Raw genomic sequence first — 17,148 nt, forward strand, 5'->3', positions numbered from 1 at the left:
CGAAGAAAAAAGAACGCCGCATCACGCCCGAATCGTAACACCGATTGACGACCGCGCACTGCCCCGGTAGCCTCTTTTTCTGAGACGATTCAACTTACAGAGGCCGCAGTGAATTTTCGCCACGCCGGAACCCTCCTTCTCCTCGCCCTCGGCCTCTCGGCCAAGGCCCAAACCACCGACTACCTCACCGAAGGCGTCGACAACGGTCGCACGGGCCAGCTCCACGGCGAAACCCTCTTCACCAGGGACAACGTCGCCCAGACGCACCTCCTCTGGAAGCTCCACGTCGACACCCCCACCCGCGAAATGCACAACCTCTTTCCGCCACTCATCGCCTCGCAGGTGCAAACGGCAGACGGTGTAAAGCAGATCGGCATCATGGCTGGCATCTCGGACGACCTCTGGGGCATTGACCTCGCCACTGGCAAGCAGCTCTGGCACCGCCACTACAACTCTGCCTACACACCGCCGCCTAACGCGCGCCCTGCAGGCACGCTCTGCCCCGGTGGCCAGACCGCCATGCCTGCCATGACAAAGAGCAGCGATGGCCACTACACCGTCTACGCCGTAGGCTGGGACGGCCGCCTGCTCACCATCGACCCAGCCACCGGCAAAGACATCGAAGCCCCGCAAAAGTGGCTCCCACCCAACGCCAAGCCTTACGCCCTCAACATCAAGGACGGCGTGGTCTACACCTCCGTCTCGCAGGGCTGCGGCGGCGTAGCCTTCACCTTCTTCTCGTACGACATCGCTTCGAAAAAGAGCAGCCTCTTCGTTCCCACCGGCGGCGGTCTCTGGGGACGCCGCGGTGTCTCCGTCTCCCCGCAGGACGTTGGCTACATGGGCACCGGCGACGGGGAATGGAATCCTGAAGCGGGCCATTTCGGCGACGGCATCGTCGGCCTCCACCTCAACGGCGGCAAGGAATTGCGTCTGCAGGACTACTTCTCGCCTCCCAACGCCGACTACATGTTCAAGCGCGACCTCGACATTAACGTCACACCCGTCGCCTTTGACAGCAAGGGCCGCCATCTTCTCGTCGGCACATCGAAAGAGTGCCGCGTCTGGCTCCTCGACCGCGACGAACTCGGCGGCGACGACCACCGCACCACCCTCTACAGCACACCGCTCATCTGCAACGTGCAATCCAACTACGCCAACGAAGGCGTCTGGGGCGCCATGAGCACATGGGACGACGCGCAGGGCCAAACATGGCTCACCGTCCCGTTCTACGGCCCCATCAACCCTGCCTTCCACGCGCCCATCGACAACGGCACAAACAGCAAGACCAAGGAACGCAACAAGCGCGGCGGCCTCGCCACCTTCAAAGTCAACGAACGCAACGGCAAGTGGTCACTCGATCCCGCATGGATCAGTGAAGACATGGACAACGGCGAAACCGCCATCATCGCCAACGGCATCGTCTTCGCTTACGCCTCCGGCGAAGACGCCATGCAGGCCCGCGTCGATCAGGCCTGGAACGAGCCGCCACCACCACCGCTGCCGCAGATCGCTACCTCCATGCAATCCGCCGTGCGCATCCAGCACTCACGCCGCGCCGTGCTCTACGCCTTCGACGCCGCCACCGGCAAAAAGCTCTGGGACAGCGGCACACAAATCGCAGGCTGGAACCACTTCAGCTCCATCTCCGTAGCCAACGGCCGCGCCTACATCACCACCTTCCAGGGTGACCTCTACTGCTTCGGAGTCGCCAAATGAATCGTTCCCATCGCACGCACGCTTTCACAGCAAAACCCAGCGAAGCTCATACGAACGAAGTTCGTCAGCAGCGAAGCTCCACGGGCGAAGTTCGTCAAGAGCAAAACCATACGGTCGAAGACCGTCATCCGCGAAGCCATACGAACGAAGTTTGTCATTCTGAGCGCAGCGAAGAATCCCAACGCACTCGAACGCACGAAGGCATCATCCAGCTTCCCGCCACAAAAACCAGCGAAGCTCAAACGAACGAAGTTCGTCAGCAGCGAAGCCATACGAACGAAGTTCGTCATCCTGAGCGAAGCGCAGCGAAGTCGAAGGACCTGCATTCCTTCACACCCTCTACAACGCTCAGGGAACCCACGAACCTGGGTATCGCACGAAATGCGGCCATCCACAGCGTCGAGAACAGTACGAAGTACTCGGAAGGGCAGGGCTTTAGCCCTGCCGTTAAAGCCGCCAGGAACAAGCGGCTTCAGCCGCTGAGGGGAATCCTCCTCGCTGCGCTCCTAACCAGCACAGCCCACGCCCAGTTCTCACGCACCGGCCCCGAATGGACCACCTCCGCCATGGACGCGCAACGTTCCCGCTCCGTACCGGCCGACGTCCAGATCACCCCGGAAACCGCAAAAGACTTTCAACTACTATGGAAAGTCTCAGTCCAGAACAAAGGCGAACTCTCAGAACCGGTACAGGTCAACACCTTCATCGCCTACACCGGCTTCAAAGCCTTAACGGTAGTCGGCGGCACCAACGCACTCTTCTCCATCGATTACGACCTGGGCCGCGCCTACTTCGACAAACACTTCACCACCACCGCCAAAGCCTGCCCCACCGCACTAGCAGGCCCCATCGGACGACTCACACCACTCGTCCCGCCACCCATTACCGGCACAGGCCGCAAAGGCGGCTACCACTCCTCCGTCTCCACTCCCGGAGCAGGCGTCAACCTCAGCGAAGTCAGCCGCGCCCGCCCCGTCGCAGCGCCTGTCCCGGCACCGGCATCCACGCAAACACCCGCACCTGCCAATGCCCCTGCACCCAACGGCCCAGCTATCGGCGGAGCATCCGGCCCCGGCGGCATCCCCGCAGACAACAAGCCCATCACCGGCCCTGTCCGCACCGGTCCTGCGCCCGGCACCGGCCTCTACAAAGGCTCGCAGCCACTCTTCTACGTAACGACAGACGGCATCCTGCACGGCATCAGCCAGGGCAGCTTCAAAGAACTCCACAAGCCCACGCCATTCCTGCCCGCAGGCACAGGCGTAGCCTCACTCATTGACGTCGACGACACCATCTACGCCAGCACCGCCAACAACTGCGTCCCCGCGTCCAACTCCGTCTACGCCATCGACGTTTCGCACCCCATCGTCTCCGGCATGGACCCCAACTCGCCGCAACCAGCGCCAACAAAATGGCAATCCGCCACCGGCCCCATCATCGGTATCCCGGCATTCACTGAGTCCGGCATCGTCAACGTCGCCACGCCCAGGGCCATCGCGCAACTCGAACCGAAAACACTCACGCATCGCCTCGATATCCCCGCACCAACAGGCACCACCTTCGCCTCGCAACCCGTCATCTTCCGCGACGAGTCCAGCAAGGAACAACTCGCCATCACCACCGCCGACGGTCGCATCCACGTGCTCTCCGCCACCGCCGCAGCAGGCACACCCGACAGCACCAGCGCAGCCGAAGCCAGCTTCAAACCGAACGCGCTCACCACCTTCGAGAACGAAGGCACACGCTACCTGCTGGCAGTCGACACCAACGCAACCACCGGCACCATCCACGCCTACAAGCTCACCGGCACAGCGCTCGAACCGGCATGGACTTCCGCCACCATCAACACACCATCCGCGCCCATCGCCATCAGCGGCGTCGTCTTCGTCCTGAGCAAAGGCAGCCACAAAACCAACGCCACGCTCTACGCCCTCGACGCCGCCACCGGCAAACCGCTCTGGAACAGCGGCACCCAGATCACCAGTCCCGTCACCACCAGCAACCTGAGCTTCAGTCCCGGCCAGATCACCTTCGCCACCGCCGACAACACCATCTACGCCTTCGGCCTCAAAGTCCCCGCGCAATAACAAAACGGTCCAGCACTGCAATGGCACACAGACACCTGTGTGCCATTGCCATCGGCGCAAGCTAAAATAGCTCATGGACCTCCCGCAGGCGTCTCCTGCGAATCCCGGAAATTCTGATCTCTCCTCGAGCGACTCTGGTCGCAACCTCGAGGCGGCTGTACCTGCGCTCACGCCGCTCTCCCCGCAGAACTCCCATCGCCGAGGACAAACCCTTCCAGTAGCCAACGGCATCGAAGCCATGCTGGAAATGGACAACACCACAAACCTCGCTGAGCCCGAAGGCTCGCTGACGCCCGCAGAGACCACACCTGCGCCTCAGCCCTCCGGCAACCCGAAGTCCGCGCAATACCTCCCCGACTTCCCCGCAGCGCTCACCGCCAAGATTGACGCCGACTTCGAGACCCTGCTCGAAACCGTCCACGACGCGCGCCCCGCCGACGACCTCGAAATCATCCGCAACGCGTGGCTCTTCTGCCTCTCGCAACACGAAGGCCAGAAGCGCGCCAGCGGCGAACCCTACGTCATCCATCCGCTCGAAGTCGGCCAGGTCCTCGCCGAAATGAAGATGGACAGCACCGCCATCGCCGCTGGCCTCCTCCACGACGCCGTCGAGGACACCGACGTCTCCACCCAGGAGATCTCCCGGCGCTTCGGCCCGCAGGTCGCCCACATCGTCGAAGGCGTCACCAAGCTCGACCGCATCAAGTTCGCGAACAAGGAAGACCACCAGGCCGAAAACATCCGCAAGATGCTTCTCGCCATGGTCAGCGACATCCGCGTCGTCCTCATCAAGATGGCGGACCGTCTGCACAACATGCGCACCCTCGCGCACCTCAAGCCTGAGAAGCAGACGCGCATCGCCAAAGAGACCCTCGAAATTTACGCGCCACTCGCCCACCGCCTCGGCATGGGTAAACTCCGCGGCGAATTCGAAGACCTGGCCTTCCAGTACGTCGACCCCGAACGCTACCTCCAACTCGCGCAGGACGTCGAGATGCTCCGCAACCGCGGCGGCTCCGAGTTCCTCAGCACCATCGCGGACCGCCTCAACCTTGAGCTCACCCGCCACGGGCTCCCCGGTCGCGTCGAGTTCCGCATCAAGCGCCTCTACTCCATCAACTCCAAGCTGCAGTCCCACGCATCCGAAGGCGGCTCCACCGAACTCAACTCCGTCCACGACCTCTTCGCCGTCCGCGTCATCACGCAGACCGTGCAGGACTGCTACGCGATCCTCGGCCTCCTCCACAGCATCTGGCGCCCCGTCCCCGGCCGTATCAAGGACTTCATCGCCATGCCCCGCCCCAACCTCTACCAGTCGTTGCACACCACGCTCGTAGCGGAAGGCGGCTATCAGTTTGAGGTCCAGATCCGTACCGAGGAGATGCACCGCATCGCCGAAGACGGGATCGCCGCCCACTGGAAATACAAGGCCAACGAAACCGTCAACGCCAAGGACGAGCAGCGCCTCGCCTGGGTCCGCCAGCTCATGGAATGGCAGAAGGAGATGACCGACCCCAACGAGTTCATGTCGACCCTCAAGATCGACCTGTACCCCGAAGAGGTCTACACCTTCACCCCCAAGGGCAAAGTCGTCGTCCTGCCCAAAGACGCCACCCCCATCGACTTCGCCTACACCATCCACACCGAAGTCGGACACACCACCACCGGCGCCAAGGTCAACGGACGCATCGTCCCCCTGCGCCACCGCCTCCGCAACGGCGACATCGTTGAAATCACCACGCAGACCGGCCACACGCCCTCGCGCGACTGGCTCAGCTTCGTTAAGTCCTCACGTGCCCGCAACAAGATCAAGCACTGGCTCAACGAGCATCAGCGCGAACGCGCCATTGAGATAGGTCGTAAGTTACTCGAACGCGAAGCCCGTAAGTTCAAAGTAAGTCTGCATAAGTTATCCGACGACGATTACACCCGCGCCGCCAATGACTATGGCCTCGGCAACGCCTCTGACTTACTCGGAGCCATCGGCTTCGGTAAGTACTCCGCACGACAAACATTAAATAAGTTAGTCCCCGGCAGCACCACCGGCCACAACGCCGAAGGTCAGAGCAGCGCAGAGTCCACCCAACCCGGCACCGTAGGCTCCGCCATCAATGCAGGCAGCCTCTCCGCCGTGCCGCCCTCGGAACTTAGCAAGATGTCTGACGCCATCAAGCGCGTCTACTTCGGCAAAGGTTCTGAGTCACTCCAGGTCGAAGGCCAGAACGACTTACTCGTCTACCGCGCCCGCTGTTGTAACCCCATCCGCGGTGAAGAAATCGTGGGCTACGTCACAAGAGGCAAAGGAGTCGCCGTCCACGCCCGAAGCTGTCCCAACGTCCAGAACCTTCTCTACGAGAGCGACCGACGCATCAACGTCGAATGGGCTCCCGAGGCCCCATCAGCAGCAGGAGGCCCCAAGCCCACCCGCTACCCCGTCCGCCTCATCATCACCTGCGACGACCGCTCCGGCATGCTCAAAGAGCTAACGGCCATCATCTCCGACGACGACACCAACATCCGCTCCGTCGACAGCCGAGCCAACGAAGACGGCACCACAGCCACAGTCGAATTCGTAGTAGAAACCCTCGACCTACGCCACCTGAACAAACTCACCGTAGACCTACGAAGAGTCCCAGGCGTCCGCGAAGTCCAAAGGGTATCAAAAATCTAATCATGACTGAGACGGAGGTTATCGAGTACATCGCTCTCGCCTCTGACTTCATCGCAGAGTTGCGTTCTCAATTGAATGATCTCGGCGTGGTAAGGCGAGTCGCACACAGATACCCGTTCGACCACTTGGCGTTTGAGCTACTAAGCAAGACCTTTTCACTATGCGACGCTTGCCTCTCACTCATTCGTGACGGCTGGTGCAATGAAGCCTACGGGCTTTCCAGAAGTATTGTTGAGTGTGCGCTCACGTTGAGGTACATCACAGCAGTCCCAGACTTACTTATCAAACGAACGATGAAGTTCGCTTCTGCCTCGAAAGCTGATCGTAGGCTGTGGCTTCATTTTGCTCAGGCCGAGGCGCAGTCTGAGCCTGAGAAGCAACACATCGCAAGGTACGCTGCAGAATGGGGTCTGTATCCAGATACTAAAGCCGCATACGACCATTGGTCTGGAGAGCGATCATTCGCGAAGGCAGCTACCGAAGTCGAACATCCACTCGACCCATCAGATGCTGACATAGGCTACAAGAGAATCCGGAGAGCGTTTGATTACTACTACACATCGCATTTCGTTCACTGCTCACAGACTGCGATGGATTACAGCAAAGTGCTAGACGGTGATCTATTCGCATTTCGAGATGATTCAACGGAGCGCGTACCCGCAATTTCAGAACGCTGCATCACTTTGCTCATTTCTTATTCAAAACAAGTCACTTCTTATGCGATCTACGGAATGGGTATTGTCGTCCCTTCTACGTTCACCGTCCTAGAAAAATTCATCTTCAGTCGTGAAGTAGGTAGATTTATTCGCAAGGAGTAAGAAACGACCGGATCGTCTCTAAAGCTTTAGGAATCACGCCGACGGCTCTGAAACTTTGCTACTGCAGCATCTTTCGGGCCAAATAAAAAAGTAATTTTGTCGTCATCTTCGTCCCTGCATTTCTCGACAGATACTCCCGAAATCAAGTGGCCCGATTCACGCAGACGCGCAAAGACATTTTTCCCGGATTCCGTATGATGCCTATCGAAGCTTTCAAAGCTTAGCCGGCCAGCGAATAAATCAAGCAACTCTCTCGTGGATATGGTGACTTCTACTGAGCCAGTACCATACTTCATTGACCATCCTCCTCGGTATGGAGCATCAGTGATCGTCGCTTGGTGATGCTTCATTTCCAGATCTGAATTCTGTGGGGTCTGTTGAATAGCAGGTAGTCGAACAACCATCGCATCAAATAGTTCTTTGAGCTCGGTTGCCCAGTTTGGAATCTCATTCGCGTTGACGAACAGTTCCGCCTTATAAGCTCGTTCAAATCGGCTGAATACGCCAAAGCTTGTATCTATCGCTATCGTAAGAACAAAATTCACAGAGCTGTTCTGACGGAAAAATTCATTCACGACTTCATGCTTGGTAAATGTTGACCAATTAGACATTTCCCGCAAGATCGTAGCGTCACGGTCACATACGATGATGCCTCGTAAGCCTACATAGCCCGACTTCTTCAATTGTTTGGCTTTTGATTTGAGAGCATTGAAAAGAGGATTGTCGTCTTTAGCTGTGGTTGAGGTGTAGGACACATATGCTCCGACAGTAGCGTGGCCATTTCCGATGCCACTTTCATAAATGAAAGCTACGTCTATTTGTGGAGACTTTCTGACCAGTCGGAAAGATGCCTTAATTCCAGTGGTTTTGACTACCCGAAGGAAATCCTGAAATTCTTCGTCTTGCAAAATTTCCTTCATCTGCGTAACGGGTGGAAGCTGCAATCTCTTACGCCGATTATGAAACCGAGTCACAGACGGTTGTTCTTCGTTTATTTGGACTGTGAAGCGACCAGTAGTTATTCCAGCCGACCTAATCGAGTTGTTAGCGTGTCCGAGAAATACCTCGATTGGATTTCTCTCATGCTGGCTGTGATCTGAAATGGCCACACAATCGGCGCCAAAGTTCAGCGTTCCACGACTAAAGACGATATCGATACGAGATGTTCCAAGTGATGGCTCGTGATGAAGCTTTCCTAGTCCCGACAGACAGTGAACAATGGCAACTTCCCATTCGATTGCAGAATAATCGCGCAACGGCATGTTTAGGCGACGCACCCAGTCATTGATAGTTTCTTGCGCAACTACAAGTGCGAGTTCATCAAGTGCGCGCTGAATGTATCTCCTCGCGAAGATCCCCATGTCCCGAGCATAATTGCGGTGTCATCCAAACCCTCATGGCGAATCATGTCAAGCCTCAAACCAGTTAATCCCAACAAACCAAAGCAAATAGAGTTGGCATGGTATTTCCTCAGACTCGCTACAATAGAACTAGGGACAAAAATTAGGGTCGCGCATCGCGCGGCCCTAACTCGTTTAGAAAGACGATTTTGCCCCTAACCCCAATGGGCAGACGATTTTAGCGCCACCAGCGCCGTAAACCCAATAGAAAGAGGATTTTAGAAAAACAGGGGGGGGGGGGGGTACCCCTCCCCGCCACAGGCCAGCCGAAAGGCTGGCCTTCTGCTTTTCCAACCACAACAACGAAAGGGAACGAACCATGAGAGAAGCGAAAACCTACTACCGAATCTGCCGCCACATCCGCTCCAACGGAGACCGCTGCCAATCGCCGCGCCTCCTCAAAGCCGACTTCTGCTACTTCCACAACCGCCTGCACCAGCAGCATCGCAGCGCCATCGCACCGCAACGCAGCTCTGAGGTCATGCTTCCCGTCCTCGACAAGTCAGGCACGCTCGTCGGCATGGAACCCGCTCCAACCCAGACACTCGACCTCGGCCCGCTGGAAGACCGCACCTCCGTCCAGATGGCCATCTCCACCGTACTCAACGCCTTAGCCGCAGGCCGCCTGGAGCAGTCCCGAGCCACCGCCCTGCTCTATGGCCTCCAGCTAGCCAGCACCAACTGCGTCTCCCGCCGCTTCGACCACAGCTACGCCGTCGAACCCGTCTCCGAAGTGGAGGTCACCCCCGAAGGCAACATGATCGCCCCGGAACAGCGCGGCAGGTGAAACATACTACTCTGCGTCCGGCACGCTTTCCCGGAAAGGACTATGCTAAGAACAGCACACCTTTCTCGCCTCTAGTCCACCTTCCGGACTTCACCTCTAGACGAGCGCACTTCCGCAAGTCAGCCGTCTGGAGTGAATATGACTACCTACGAAATGAAGGATGTCGTCTTTTGCGGCACTCTACAGCCCGCACCGAAACGTGCTGAGGCGCCGGAGATGGGTTCGGGACTCGAGCTCTGCCGTCATTCAGAACACCCAACTCTCTATTCCATCCTCTCCCAAAGCCGCCGGGAGTTGGACAATCCGAACAACTCACCCGCCATCAGTATGTGGCCTTATCTGATTGCCTCTGCCCAAACACAGCGACTAAGCGAGATCAGCATCTACGCCGAGAAAGGCACCACCTCGGACAAGCTGCGCTTCCTCTACCTGAACGACTTCGCCCTGCGTATCTGGGGTGAGATGGACAAGAGCATCCAGTGATGGGTCGCCTGCACCGCCCCCCACGGTGCGCGATACTCTCCTTCGGCATGCCCTTTTCGGATTAAGGTCAACAGCTCAACCAACTTGCAAACTTGTACGACGAAAGGCAAAACCATGAATCTGGATCAAGCAAAGGCAGCCCTCGCCACAGAACAAACCGCATGGGATCAGGTCGTAAAGCAGCCCAACACCCTTGAGCGCAACATCGTCCTCGCCACGCACCGCGAGGAGATCGGCCGACTGCAGAAGTTCATCCTCAAGACCAAGCAGTAAGCGGTTCCGTCCTATTCCGGCGCAGCAGGACGATGATGTCGTCCTGCTTCCCATATCCGCGCAGCCGAAGTCAGAGTCCGTAGAGTAAACTTCCCTCTTGGAGGCGTAACGTGACCCTGAAACCCATGCGATGGACCGTATTACCCGTGTTGCTGGGGATCACCGCCACGCTCACCGCCGCCCGCCCCACCCCCTTCACCAACCAGTCCAAGCCCATGAAGGCACAGGTTCGCATCCTGGCCGTCAGCAGTTCGTCCCATCAGAGCTTCGCGGGCAATCAGGACGTATATCTCGCGGACGTCAGCACCAAAGGCACCGAACACCAGTTCGTGAAGCTGGTCGACCAATACCCCGGCTTCGGCCTGCCCATCCGTCAGGACCTGTTGCACCACGAGCAGGTGTTTGACATGGAAGTCACACGCGAACCCGAGTGCGATGCCGCTGCAACGGACATCTTCCTACGCCCCGGGGACTCCGTACTGTACGACGCCAGCGTCCGTGACACCCTCACCACCCACGCCGCCGACGCCATCCCCTGCTACAAGACTCTGCACCAGACCATCAAGCTGGCCAAGAAGTAGCGAAAACGCGCAAAAAAACAGCGAATAACTCGCTATTTGCGGAACAGTTTCAGGTCAATTCCCGCAGCCATCGCCGTGTAACCTGCGTCCGAAGGATGCAGATGATCGCCCGAATCGTACTTCGGGTTGAAGCGCAGCGGATGTTGCGGATCGCCAATGATCTTGTCGAAGTCGATCACACCATCGAATAGCTTGCTTGTGCGGAAGAACGTGTTCAGATGCTCGCGGATCTGTTCGCCATCTTCGCTGTAATACTTCGCGCCTTCATACGGCAACAGAGTCGCAGCGATGATCTTCAGTCCCGCAGCATGTGCCTTGTTGGCCAGCGTCGTATAAGCATCCAGCATCTCCTTCTCGGTGATCGCGTCCACCGGCGCACGATGCATGTTGCCAATGTCGTTGATGCCATCCAACAGCACCACATACTTCGCGCCCGGCTGCTTCACCACGTCCCGGTCAAACCGATCCAGCGCACTCGGCCCCGCCCCAAACTTCAGCACCCGATTCCCGCTGATCCCCACATTCAGGATGCTCAACCGCTTGGTCTTCTTATTGGCTGCCAACAAAGGAGCAAGCTGATCCGGCCACCGCCGATTCGTATCCGGAGTAGACCGCGCCCCATCCGTAATGGAATCGCCAATGGTGACAACGGCAGCAGAGTGCCGCTCCTTATCCACTTCCACGGTCTTCAGGAAGTACCAGGAACTCGTCTTGATTACACCTGCAGTCGCAACCATCTTCGTGCCCGCACCCGGTTGCGGTTTCACAACCGGTTCCTGTACCGGAGATTCACCACGTGACAGGCTGCGCACGGGCGCTGACACATCCGGAGGCTGAACACCCGGCGAAACGGCTGCAGGCGACTCAAACTCCGCCGCAGCTACATCGCCACCCGGAGCGAACCAGGTCGTCGTCATCCCCAGCGCGTGGTAGGTAATCGTCGGCATGGTCTGTGCCGGAATAGCCGTCGTGATCACGACATCGGAGAAGATGGGCACCGTCTCCTTGACGGCATCGGAGTAGGCAAACTGCCCGGGAGCAATGGTGACCTCAGGGCTTCCCGCGAAGGTAAGCGCCTTATCTGTTGCGGGCAGAATCCTTGATCCCGCAGCCAGAAACGCCACGTGGGCGCTGCGGATGTGCAGGGGCGTGGTGCCGAACTCGTTAGTGAACGCGACGCGAAGCCTCTTGCCACCCTGGCTGATGTGCACCACCTGCCGCACGGCGACATCGTCATAGCCAAGTGGCAGCTTCGCCTTGTCAGAGGGCTGCGCCAGCGGCATGGCTGCGCTGGTCCAGGTACCCACCCAGTCCGAATCTTTCTGAGCAAACCCAGCAGCAGGAAGAAGAGAGGCCAGAACAAACAACGGCGCAGCAAAGGAAAGTCGCATGGGCGGAATTGTATTTGGTCGCAGCCACCAGCGGTCCAGGGATTGCCCAGCTAGGTTCCGGCAAACCACTGTTTCCGTGCGAATGCCGCATCTCAGCACTGTAAGATGGCCGCAGGCGATTCTCCGCGGCCCTGCTCAGGCATGCGGAAGCTTCAAAAGAATGGTGGCGCGCTCGCTGCAGTCCTCGATGATGAGGACGGTATGGCATCGCGTCCCGGGCCAGTTCCTTTCCGCCGTCCGGCGGTGGAATCGGTGCGTCCGCGTCGTGAGATGGTGGATGACTTTACCGAAGACGCCGATACGGAAGCCTTCCTCCGCGCCAGTGGGCGCAATCGTCGCATTCGCCGCGGTCTGATCCCCAAGACTCGCAATGGATGGATTATCGCGGGCGTGTCTGTCGGTTTGTCGCTCGCTGCGGTGGCTGCAGGATGCTACACCGCGATGCGCTATATGACCACCAGCGACACCTTCCGCATCACGTCGTCGCAGCAGATGGAACTGGATGGCAACAGCCATCTCTCTCGCGCGCAGATGCTCAGCGTCTTTGGTGAAGACGTAGATCGCAACATCTTCCACGTACCGTTGCAGGAGCGCCGCACACAGCTAGAGCAGATGCCCTGGGTTGAACACGCCACTGTGATGCGGTTACTGCCGAATCGTCTACGCGTGCATGTTACGGAACGTGTTCCCGTTGCTTATTTGCGACAGGGCGGAGACATTGGCTTGATTGACGCGACCGGCGTTGTGCTGGATATTCCGCCGGACGCTCCTGGCAACGCACGCTATACGTTCCCTGTTATCACCGGCATCAAAGCGGCAGACGCTGCGACATCACGTCAGCAGAAGATGCAGCTTTATGCAGCATTTCTGAAGGATCTCGATTCAGACGGCAAGAACACATCGGCGCAGTTGAGTGAAGTAGACCTCTCTGATCCTGAGGATGTGAAGGCGCTGATTCCGTACAGCAATCAGGATGTGATGGTGCACTTCGGCACGCAGGACTTCTTGAAGCGCTTCCATAAATTTCAGGAACACATTGCAGAGTGGCACACCACATACCCACGCCTGAGCGGTGTGGACATGCGCTACGAACGGCAAGTCGTACTGCAAATGCCAGTCAAGGATTCCACCGTGGTGAATGGGCCTGCGGCTCCGGACGCAACAACGGCGCAAAACGCTGCGCCTGCGCAAAAGAATGCACCGATCCAGGTGGCGAAGGCTAACGTTCCAGTGAAGGCGTCTGCTCCTTCGGCAAAAGTGGCGGCGGTGAACACTCCTGCAAAGCCAACGGAACCGAAGCCACATGCACCAGCCGCACACAAGGCACCGACAAAAGCACAGGAAAAGGAAGCCGCAACGCGTAAGCGGGTAGAAGCTATTAAGGCTTGGATGGCAAAGCGGGAGAAGGCCCGCAACGCCACAACGACAGCAAAAGCGCAATAGCCGTCAGGAGTAGAAGCCCTGCACAAGTGTTCGTTGCAGGCTCGAAAGGTGTCGCAACACCCAAGTATCATGCACGAAGGAGCCGTGGCGTTCTGTGAAAGAGAAGAACGACAACCTGATCACCGTACTGGACGCCGGTAGCCAGAAGAGCTGCGTGCTGGTGGCGGAGTTGCAGGACGGCGTGCTGCGTTATCGCGGCCACGGGATCGAACGCTCCAAAGGCATGCGCAAGGGTTTGATCGCGGAACTTGGTCCTGCAGCCGACGCCATCAATCGCGCGGCCCTGACCGCAGAACGCATGACGCGCATCGGTATTGAAACGGCTGTTGTCGGCATTGGCGGCACGCATGTAAAAGGCATCAATTCACGCGGTGGCATCTCCATGGGTAGCCGCATGCGCGAGATCACACGCGAAGAAGTTCGTGCCGCCGTGGATCGCGCACGTTCGGTCGCATTGCCCGCAGACCGTGAGATTCTGCACCTGTTGCCTCAGGAATTCATTCTGGACGACCAGCCCGGCATTCACGACCCCATCGGCATGGTGGGCACCAAGCTGGAAGTGAATCTTCATCTCTCTACCTGCAGTGGTGGCGTAGCGCAGAGCGTGGTGACATGCGCGAATCGCGCAGGGTTGGAAGTGGTGGATACGGTCTACGAAGGCATTGCTTCCGCTGAATCTGTTCTGAGCGCCGATGAGCGTGAACTGGGCGTCTGCCTGGCTGACATTGGGGCCAGCACCACGGAACTGGTGGTGTTTTTTGAGGGATCGGTCGCTCATACAGCTGTGCTTCCGATTGGTGGCGATCACTTTACGAATGACCTTGCTGTCGGTCTGCATGTGAGCACGGAAGAAGCCGAACAGCTGAAGCTGATGTACGGCAACTGCGTTGTCACCAGCGTGCCTTCCCTGAACGAGATTGAAGTGGGCGGCAATTTGTCCACTGGCGGTTCGACAGCGCCACGGCTGGTTCGACAACGTTTTCTGGCAGAGATTCTGGAACCGCGCGCGCGTGAACTGTTCACCATGTTGCGTGACAACCTTCGCCAGGGCGGCGTTTTAGAAGCACTTGGCACCGGTGCCGTACTGACTGGTGGTGGCGCAAAACTGGCTGGGCTGCTGGATGTGGCGGAAAGCCTGTTGCGCACGCCTGCACGCGTAGGGTCGCCTGTGCCGCTGTCACGCATGCCTCAGGAACTGGCCGGACCAGAGTTCGCCACAGCTATCGGAATGCTGCTGTACACCCACCGGACCCAGGTACGCCGCGCCAGCGAAGAGATGGGCCTGAAGCAAAAGCTGAAATCGCTATTTGCAGGTAGCTTCTAAAGGACTCCCCGGTTCCTGCTGCCATGCAGGTAAACTCATTGCATATGAAGTTGAAGTTCCTGCATCTGGTTCTGGCGGCAGCTGCCCTGCCTCTCGTCACGGTTCATGCAAATGCCCAGGTGGGCGTTTACGGCACCATCAACGTGGAACGCGCTGCGGGTGTGGCCTGCAAGGACGCTCCTCTGCCCTGCTCGTATAACGATGGCGTAGATCGCGCGATTGGCGGCGGTGGCGGCGTGTACTACCAGTGGAAGCAGATGGGACCGGCTCTGCTGGGTGTCGATGTACGCGGAGACATTTACAAGAGCAACAAGTCTGCCTCGTATGTTCAGTCTGGCCAGAATGCATTCCGCATGGACGAAGCATTGGGCGGTGTCCGCGCCAGCTTCTCCGCAGATAAGGGCTTCCTCACGCCATACGGTGAAGTACTTTTCGGATGGAATCGGCGTGATCGTATCGACAACTTCTTCGCCTATCGTGTTGTCGGTGGCCTCGATATAAATCTGCTGCCGATCATGGCAGTGCGCATCCCCGAAGTGGGCATTGGTCAGAACATCGGCATGGGCGGCGTAAAGTCCAACTCTGTGGAATCGGTGAGCGTTGGTATCGTCTTTCACACGCTTCGGAATCGGTAAGATGCAACGAATTTGATGACATAAGAAAGGCCCGGCAAAAGCCGGGCCTTTCTTCATTGCCGTACACGTTGGATTTAGTGACTCAGATGTGCGGAGATATCTTCCAGCGACACATTGCTTGTCTCCGGATATAACGTGCTCACCAACACCAGGTCCAGCACCATCATGGCGGAGAAGAACCAGAAAGTCGCAGCACTGGAGCGGCGCAACATCACTGGGAATGCGTAAGAGATGATCGCGTTGAAGATCCAGTGAGACGAGCTTCCAAGAGCCTGTCCCTTCGCGCGAACCGCAGTCGGGAAAACTTCACTGATGTACACCCACACCACTGCGCCCTGCGAGAAGGCAAAGCAGGCGATGTACGCCATCAGCAGCCAGACCAGCAGGCTCTTGTGTGTATCCATGTGGAAGATCAGACCTACCAGGAAGAGGCAGATCACCAAGCCAACAGTGCCAGTCAGCAGCAGTTTCCTGCGACCGATCTTGTCGATCAATGACATGGCAATTAACGTTGCCACCAGGTTCGTTGCGCCCACTGCAACAGACTGTCCTGCGCTGGAAATGCTGGTAGCACCGCCAAGACGGAAGATGTCACTCAGGTAATACAGGATGGCGTTGATACCGGAAAACTGCGTAAACGCGCCAACCGTTACGGCAACGAAGATACCGCGCGCATGCGCCTTGCGGAACAGCGGCATGTGGGCCACGGCGCGTTCTTCGTTGATTTCGTCTTCAATGCGCTGGTAACGCTTTTCCGGATCGGGATCGCCAATCAGGTTCAGCACTTTTAGAGCTTCTTCCTTGCGGCCCATCATGGCCAGCCAGCGCGGGCTGCGCGGAATGCCGAACAGGGCAATCACAAACAATGCTGCCGGAATTGCCGCAACGCCAAGCTGCCAACGCCATTCCGTTGCGCCAAGCCGCAGCAAACCAATCGAATAGTTCGACAGGTAAGCGATCAGAACACCGACCACGATGTTCACCTGGAAGAAGCCCACCAGGCGTCCGCGATACTGCGCCGGTGAAAGCTCAGAGATGTACATGGGACCCAGTACGCTGGAACCGCCGATTGCCAGGCCGCTAAGAACGCGGAAGACGATCAGAGAGGGCCAGCTCCACGCAAAGGCGCAGCCTAATGCTGCGATGAAATACAGCGCAGCCATAATACGGAGGCTGTCACGACGTCCCAACCGCTGGCCCGGAATGCCTGCGGTCAGAGCACCAATGACGGTGCCAACGAGCGCGGAAGCTACTGTAAAACCAAGTCCACTGGGCGACAGATGATAAAGCGCTGTCAAAGAGGCGTTGGTGCCGGAAACTACAACCGTGTCAAAACCGAAAAGCAAGCCGCCGAGTCCTGCCACTGCTGTTGCGCGTACTACCTGCGCATTGATCTGCATACGCCTCCGAAAAATTGCCAGAAAGTGTTCACTGCGCACTGTACATGGACGAACCCTCTCCGCGAAACTTCCGAACTACCTTTCCTGTAAGTCCCTCTGAAAAGGTCACGGTTTTGAGAAATTGCAGGGGAGGAAT

At 58.0% G+C, this 17,148-nt stretch carries 14 protein-coding genes; 11 read left to right on the forward strand and 3 right to left on the reverse strand.

The features are described from left to right. The first annotated feature begins 108 nt into the window (after window positions 1–108). From JAO32_RS12370 to JAO32_RS12385, 4 genes are all read left to right on the forward strand, one after another. The gene (locus JAO32_RS12370) at window positions 109–1,719 is read left to right on the forward strand and encodes a hypothetical protein (RefSeq protein WP_334240804.1); all 1,611 of its coding nucleotides are present in this window, start codon (window positions 109–111) and stop codon (window positions 1,717–1,719) included. After that, window positions 1,716–3,806 carry a PQQ-binding-like beta-propeller repeat protein gene (locus JAO32_RS12375; protein ID WP_334240806.1) on the forward strand — a complete coding sequence of 697 codons (2,091 nt, stop codon included), beginning with the start codon at window positions 1,716–1,718 and terminating at the stop codon, window positions 3,804–3,806. The genes JAO32_RS12370 and JAO32_RS12375 overlap by 4 nt, the downstream gene beginning before the upstream one ends. Window positions 3,807–3,879: 73 nt before the next feature. Continuing rightward, the gene (locus JAO32_RS12380; protein WP_334240808.1) at window positions 3,880–6,477 is read left to right on the forward strand and encodes a RelA/SpoT family protein; all 2,598 of its coding nucleotides are present in this window, start codon (window positions 3,880–3,882) and stop codon (window positions 6,475–6,477) included. A gap of 2 nt (window positions 6,478–6,479) precedes the next feature. Further along, window positions 6,480–7,295 (forward strand): DUF5677 domain-containing protein, encoded by an 816-nt coding sequence (locus JAO32_RS12385; RefSeq protein ID WP_334240810.1) that lies wholly within the window; start codon window positions 6,480–6,482, stop codon window positions 7,293–7,295. A 26-nt stretch (window positions 7,296–7,321) separates the two neighbouring features. Here JAO32_RS12385 and JAO32_RS12390 read toward each other — a convergent pair whose 3' ends face one another. Further along, complete coding sequence (locus tag JAO32_RS12390) at window positions 7,322–8,656, reverse strand: hypothetical protein (protein WP_334240812.1); 1,335 nt, start codon at window positions 8,654–8,656, stop codon at window positions 7,322–7,324. A gap of 358 nt (window positions 8,657–9,014) precedes the next feature. Between JAO32_RS12390 and JAO32_RS12395 the strand changes: the two genes are divergently transcribed. From JAO32_RS12395 to JAO32_RS12410, 4 genes are all read left to right on the forward strand, one after another. Continuing rightward, window positions 9,015–9,482 carry a hypothetical protein gene (locus JAO32_RS12395; protein WP_334240814.1) on the forward strand — a complete coding sequence of 156 codons (468 nt, stop codon included), beginning with the start codon at window positions 9,015–9,017 and terminating at the stop codon, window positions 9,480–9,482. Window positions 9,483–9,620: 138 nt separating this feature from the next. Next, window positions 9,621–9,965 (forward strand): hypothetical protein, encoded by a 345-nt coding sequence (locus JAO32_RS12400; protein ID WP_334240815.1) that lies wholly within the window; start codon window positions 9,621–9,623, stop codon window positions 9,963–9,965. Between the two features lie 114 nt (window positions 9,966–10,079). Then, window positions 10,080–10,238, forward strand: a complete 159-nt coding sequence (locus tag JAO32_RS12405) for a hypothetical protein (protein ID WP_334240817.1) — start codon at window positions 10,080–10,082, stop codon at window positions 10,236–10,238. Between the two features lie 110 nt (window positions 10,239–10,348). Continuing rightward, the gene (locus tag JAO32_RS12410) at window positions 10,349–10,819 is read left to right on the forward strand and encodes a hypothetical protein (RefSeq protein ID WP_334240820.1); all 471 of its coding nucleotides are present in this window, start codon (window positions 10,349–10,351) and stop codon (window positions 10,817–10,819) included. Window positions 10,820–10,851: 32 nt separating this feature from the next. On the opposite strand, the gene JAO32_RS12415 is transcribed toward JAO32_RS12410, so the two are convergent. Further along, window positions 10,852–12,210: an SGNH/GDSL hydrolase family protein gene (locus JAO32_RS12415; protein WP_334240821.1), complete on the reverse strand. Its 1,359-nt coding sequence runs from the start codon at window positions 12,208–12,210 to the stop codon at window positions 10,852–10,854. Window positions 12,211–12,351: 141 nt separating this feature from the next. Here JAO32_RS12415 and JAO32_RS12420 point away from each other — a divergent pair, with 141 nt between their 5' ends. From JAO32_RS12420 to JAO32_RS12430, 3 genes are all read left to right on the forward strand, one after another. Next, on the forward strand, window positions 12,352–13,653 hold the full coding sequence (locus tag JAO32_RS12420) for a cell division protein FtsQ/DivIB (RefSeq protein ID WP_334240823.1): 1,302 nt from the start codon (window positions 12,352–12,354) through the stop codon (window positions 13,651–13,653). 94 nt (window positions 13,654–13,747) lie between these two features. After that, window positions 13,748–14,977 (forward strand): cell division protein FtsA, encoded by a 1,230-nt coding sequence (ftsA, locus tag JAO32_RS12425; protein ID WP_334240826.1) that lies wholly within the window; start codon window positions 13,748–13,750, stop codon window positions 14,975–14,977. Window positions 14,978–15,021: 44 nt separating this feature from the next. Further along, the gene (locus JAO32_RS12430; protein ID WP_334240828.1) at window positions 15,022–15,612 is read left to right on the forward strand and encodes a hypothetical protein; all 591 of its coding nucleotides are present in this window, start codon (window positions 15,022–15,024) and stop codon (window positions 15,610–15,612) included. Window positions 15,613–15,686: 74 nt separating this feature from the next. Here JAO32_RS12430 and JAO32_RS12435 read toward each other — a convergent pair whose 3' ends face one another. After that, window positions 15,687–17,012, reverse strand: coding sequence for a sugar porter family MFS transporter (locus JAO32_RS12435; RefSeq protein ID WP_334240829.1), 1,326 nt, complete (start codon window positions 17,010–17,012; stop codon window positions 15,687–15,689). Between the last annotated feature and the right edge of the window lie 136 nt (window positions 17,013–17,148).

It is taken from the genome of Terriglobus sp. ADX1 (genome assembly GCF_036877645.1).
Classification (GTDB): Bacteria; Acidobacteriota; Terriglobia; order Terriglobales; family Acidobacteriaceae; genus Terriglobus.

Excerpts from the sequence above, each read along its gene's own strand:
- JAO32_RS12385 (WP_334240810.1), top strand. The coding sequence starts at position 6,480 with ATGACTGAGACGGAGGTTATCGAGTACATCGCTCTCGCCTCTGACTTC.
- JAO32_RS12380 (WP_334240808.1), top strand. The coding sequence starts at position 3,880 with ATGGACCTCCCGCAGGCGTCTCCTGCGAATCCCGGAAATTCTGATCTC.
- JAO32_RS12390 (WP_334240812.1), bottom strand. The coding sequence starts at position 8,656 with ATGGGGATCTTCGCGAGGAGATACATTCAGCGCGCACTTGATGAACTC.
- JAO32_RS12405 (WP_334240817.1), top strand. The coding sequence starts at position 10,080 with ATGAATCTGGATCAAGCAAAGGCAGCCCTCGCCACAGAACAAACCGCA.
- JAO32_RS12400 (WP_334240815.1), top strand. The coding sequence starts at position 9,621 with ATGACTACCTACGAAATGAAGGATGTCGTCTTTTGCGGCACTCTACAG.
- JAO32_RS12395 (WP_334240814.1), top strand. The coding sequence starts at position 9,015 with ATGAGAGAAGCGAAAACCTACTACCGAATCTGCCGCCACATCCGCTCC.
- JAO32_RS12420 (WP_334240823.1), top strand. The coding sequence starts at position 12,352 with ATGCGGAAGCTTCAAAAGAATGGTGGCGCGCTCGCTGCAGTCCTCGAT.
- JAO32_RS12430 (WP_334240828.1), top strand. The coding sequence starts at position 15,022 with ATGAAGTTGAAGTTCCTGCATCTGGTTCTGGCGGCAGCTGCCCTGCCT.
- JAO32_RS12435 (WP_334240829.1), bottom strand. The coding sequence starts at position 17,012 with ATGCAGATCAATGCGCAGGTAGTACGCGCAACAGCAGTGGCAGGACTC.
- JAO32_RS12375 (WP_334240806.1), top strand. The coding sequence starts at position 1,716 with ATGAATCGTTCCCATCGCACGCACGCTTTCACAGCAAAACCCAGCGAA.
- JAO32_RS12415 (WP_334240821.1), bottom strand. The coding sequence starts at position 12,210 with ATGCGACTTTCCTTTGCTGCGCCGTTGTTTGTTCTGGCCTCTCTTCTT.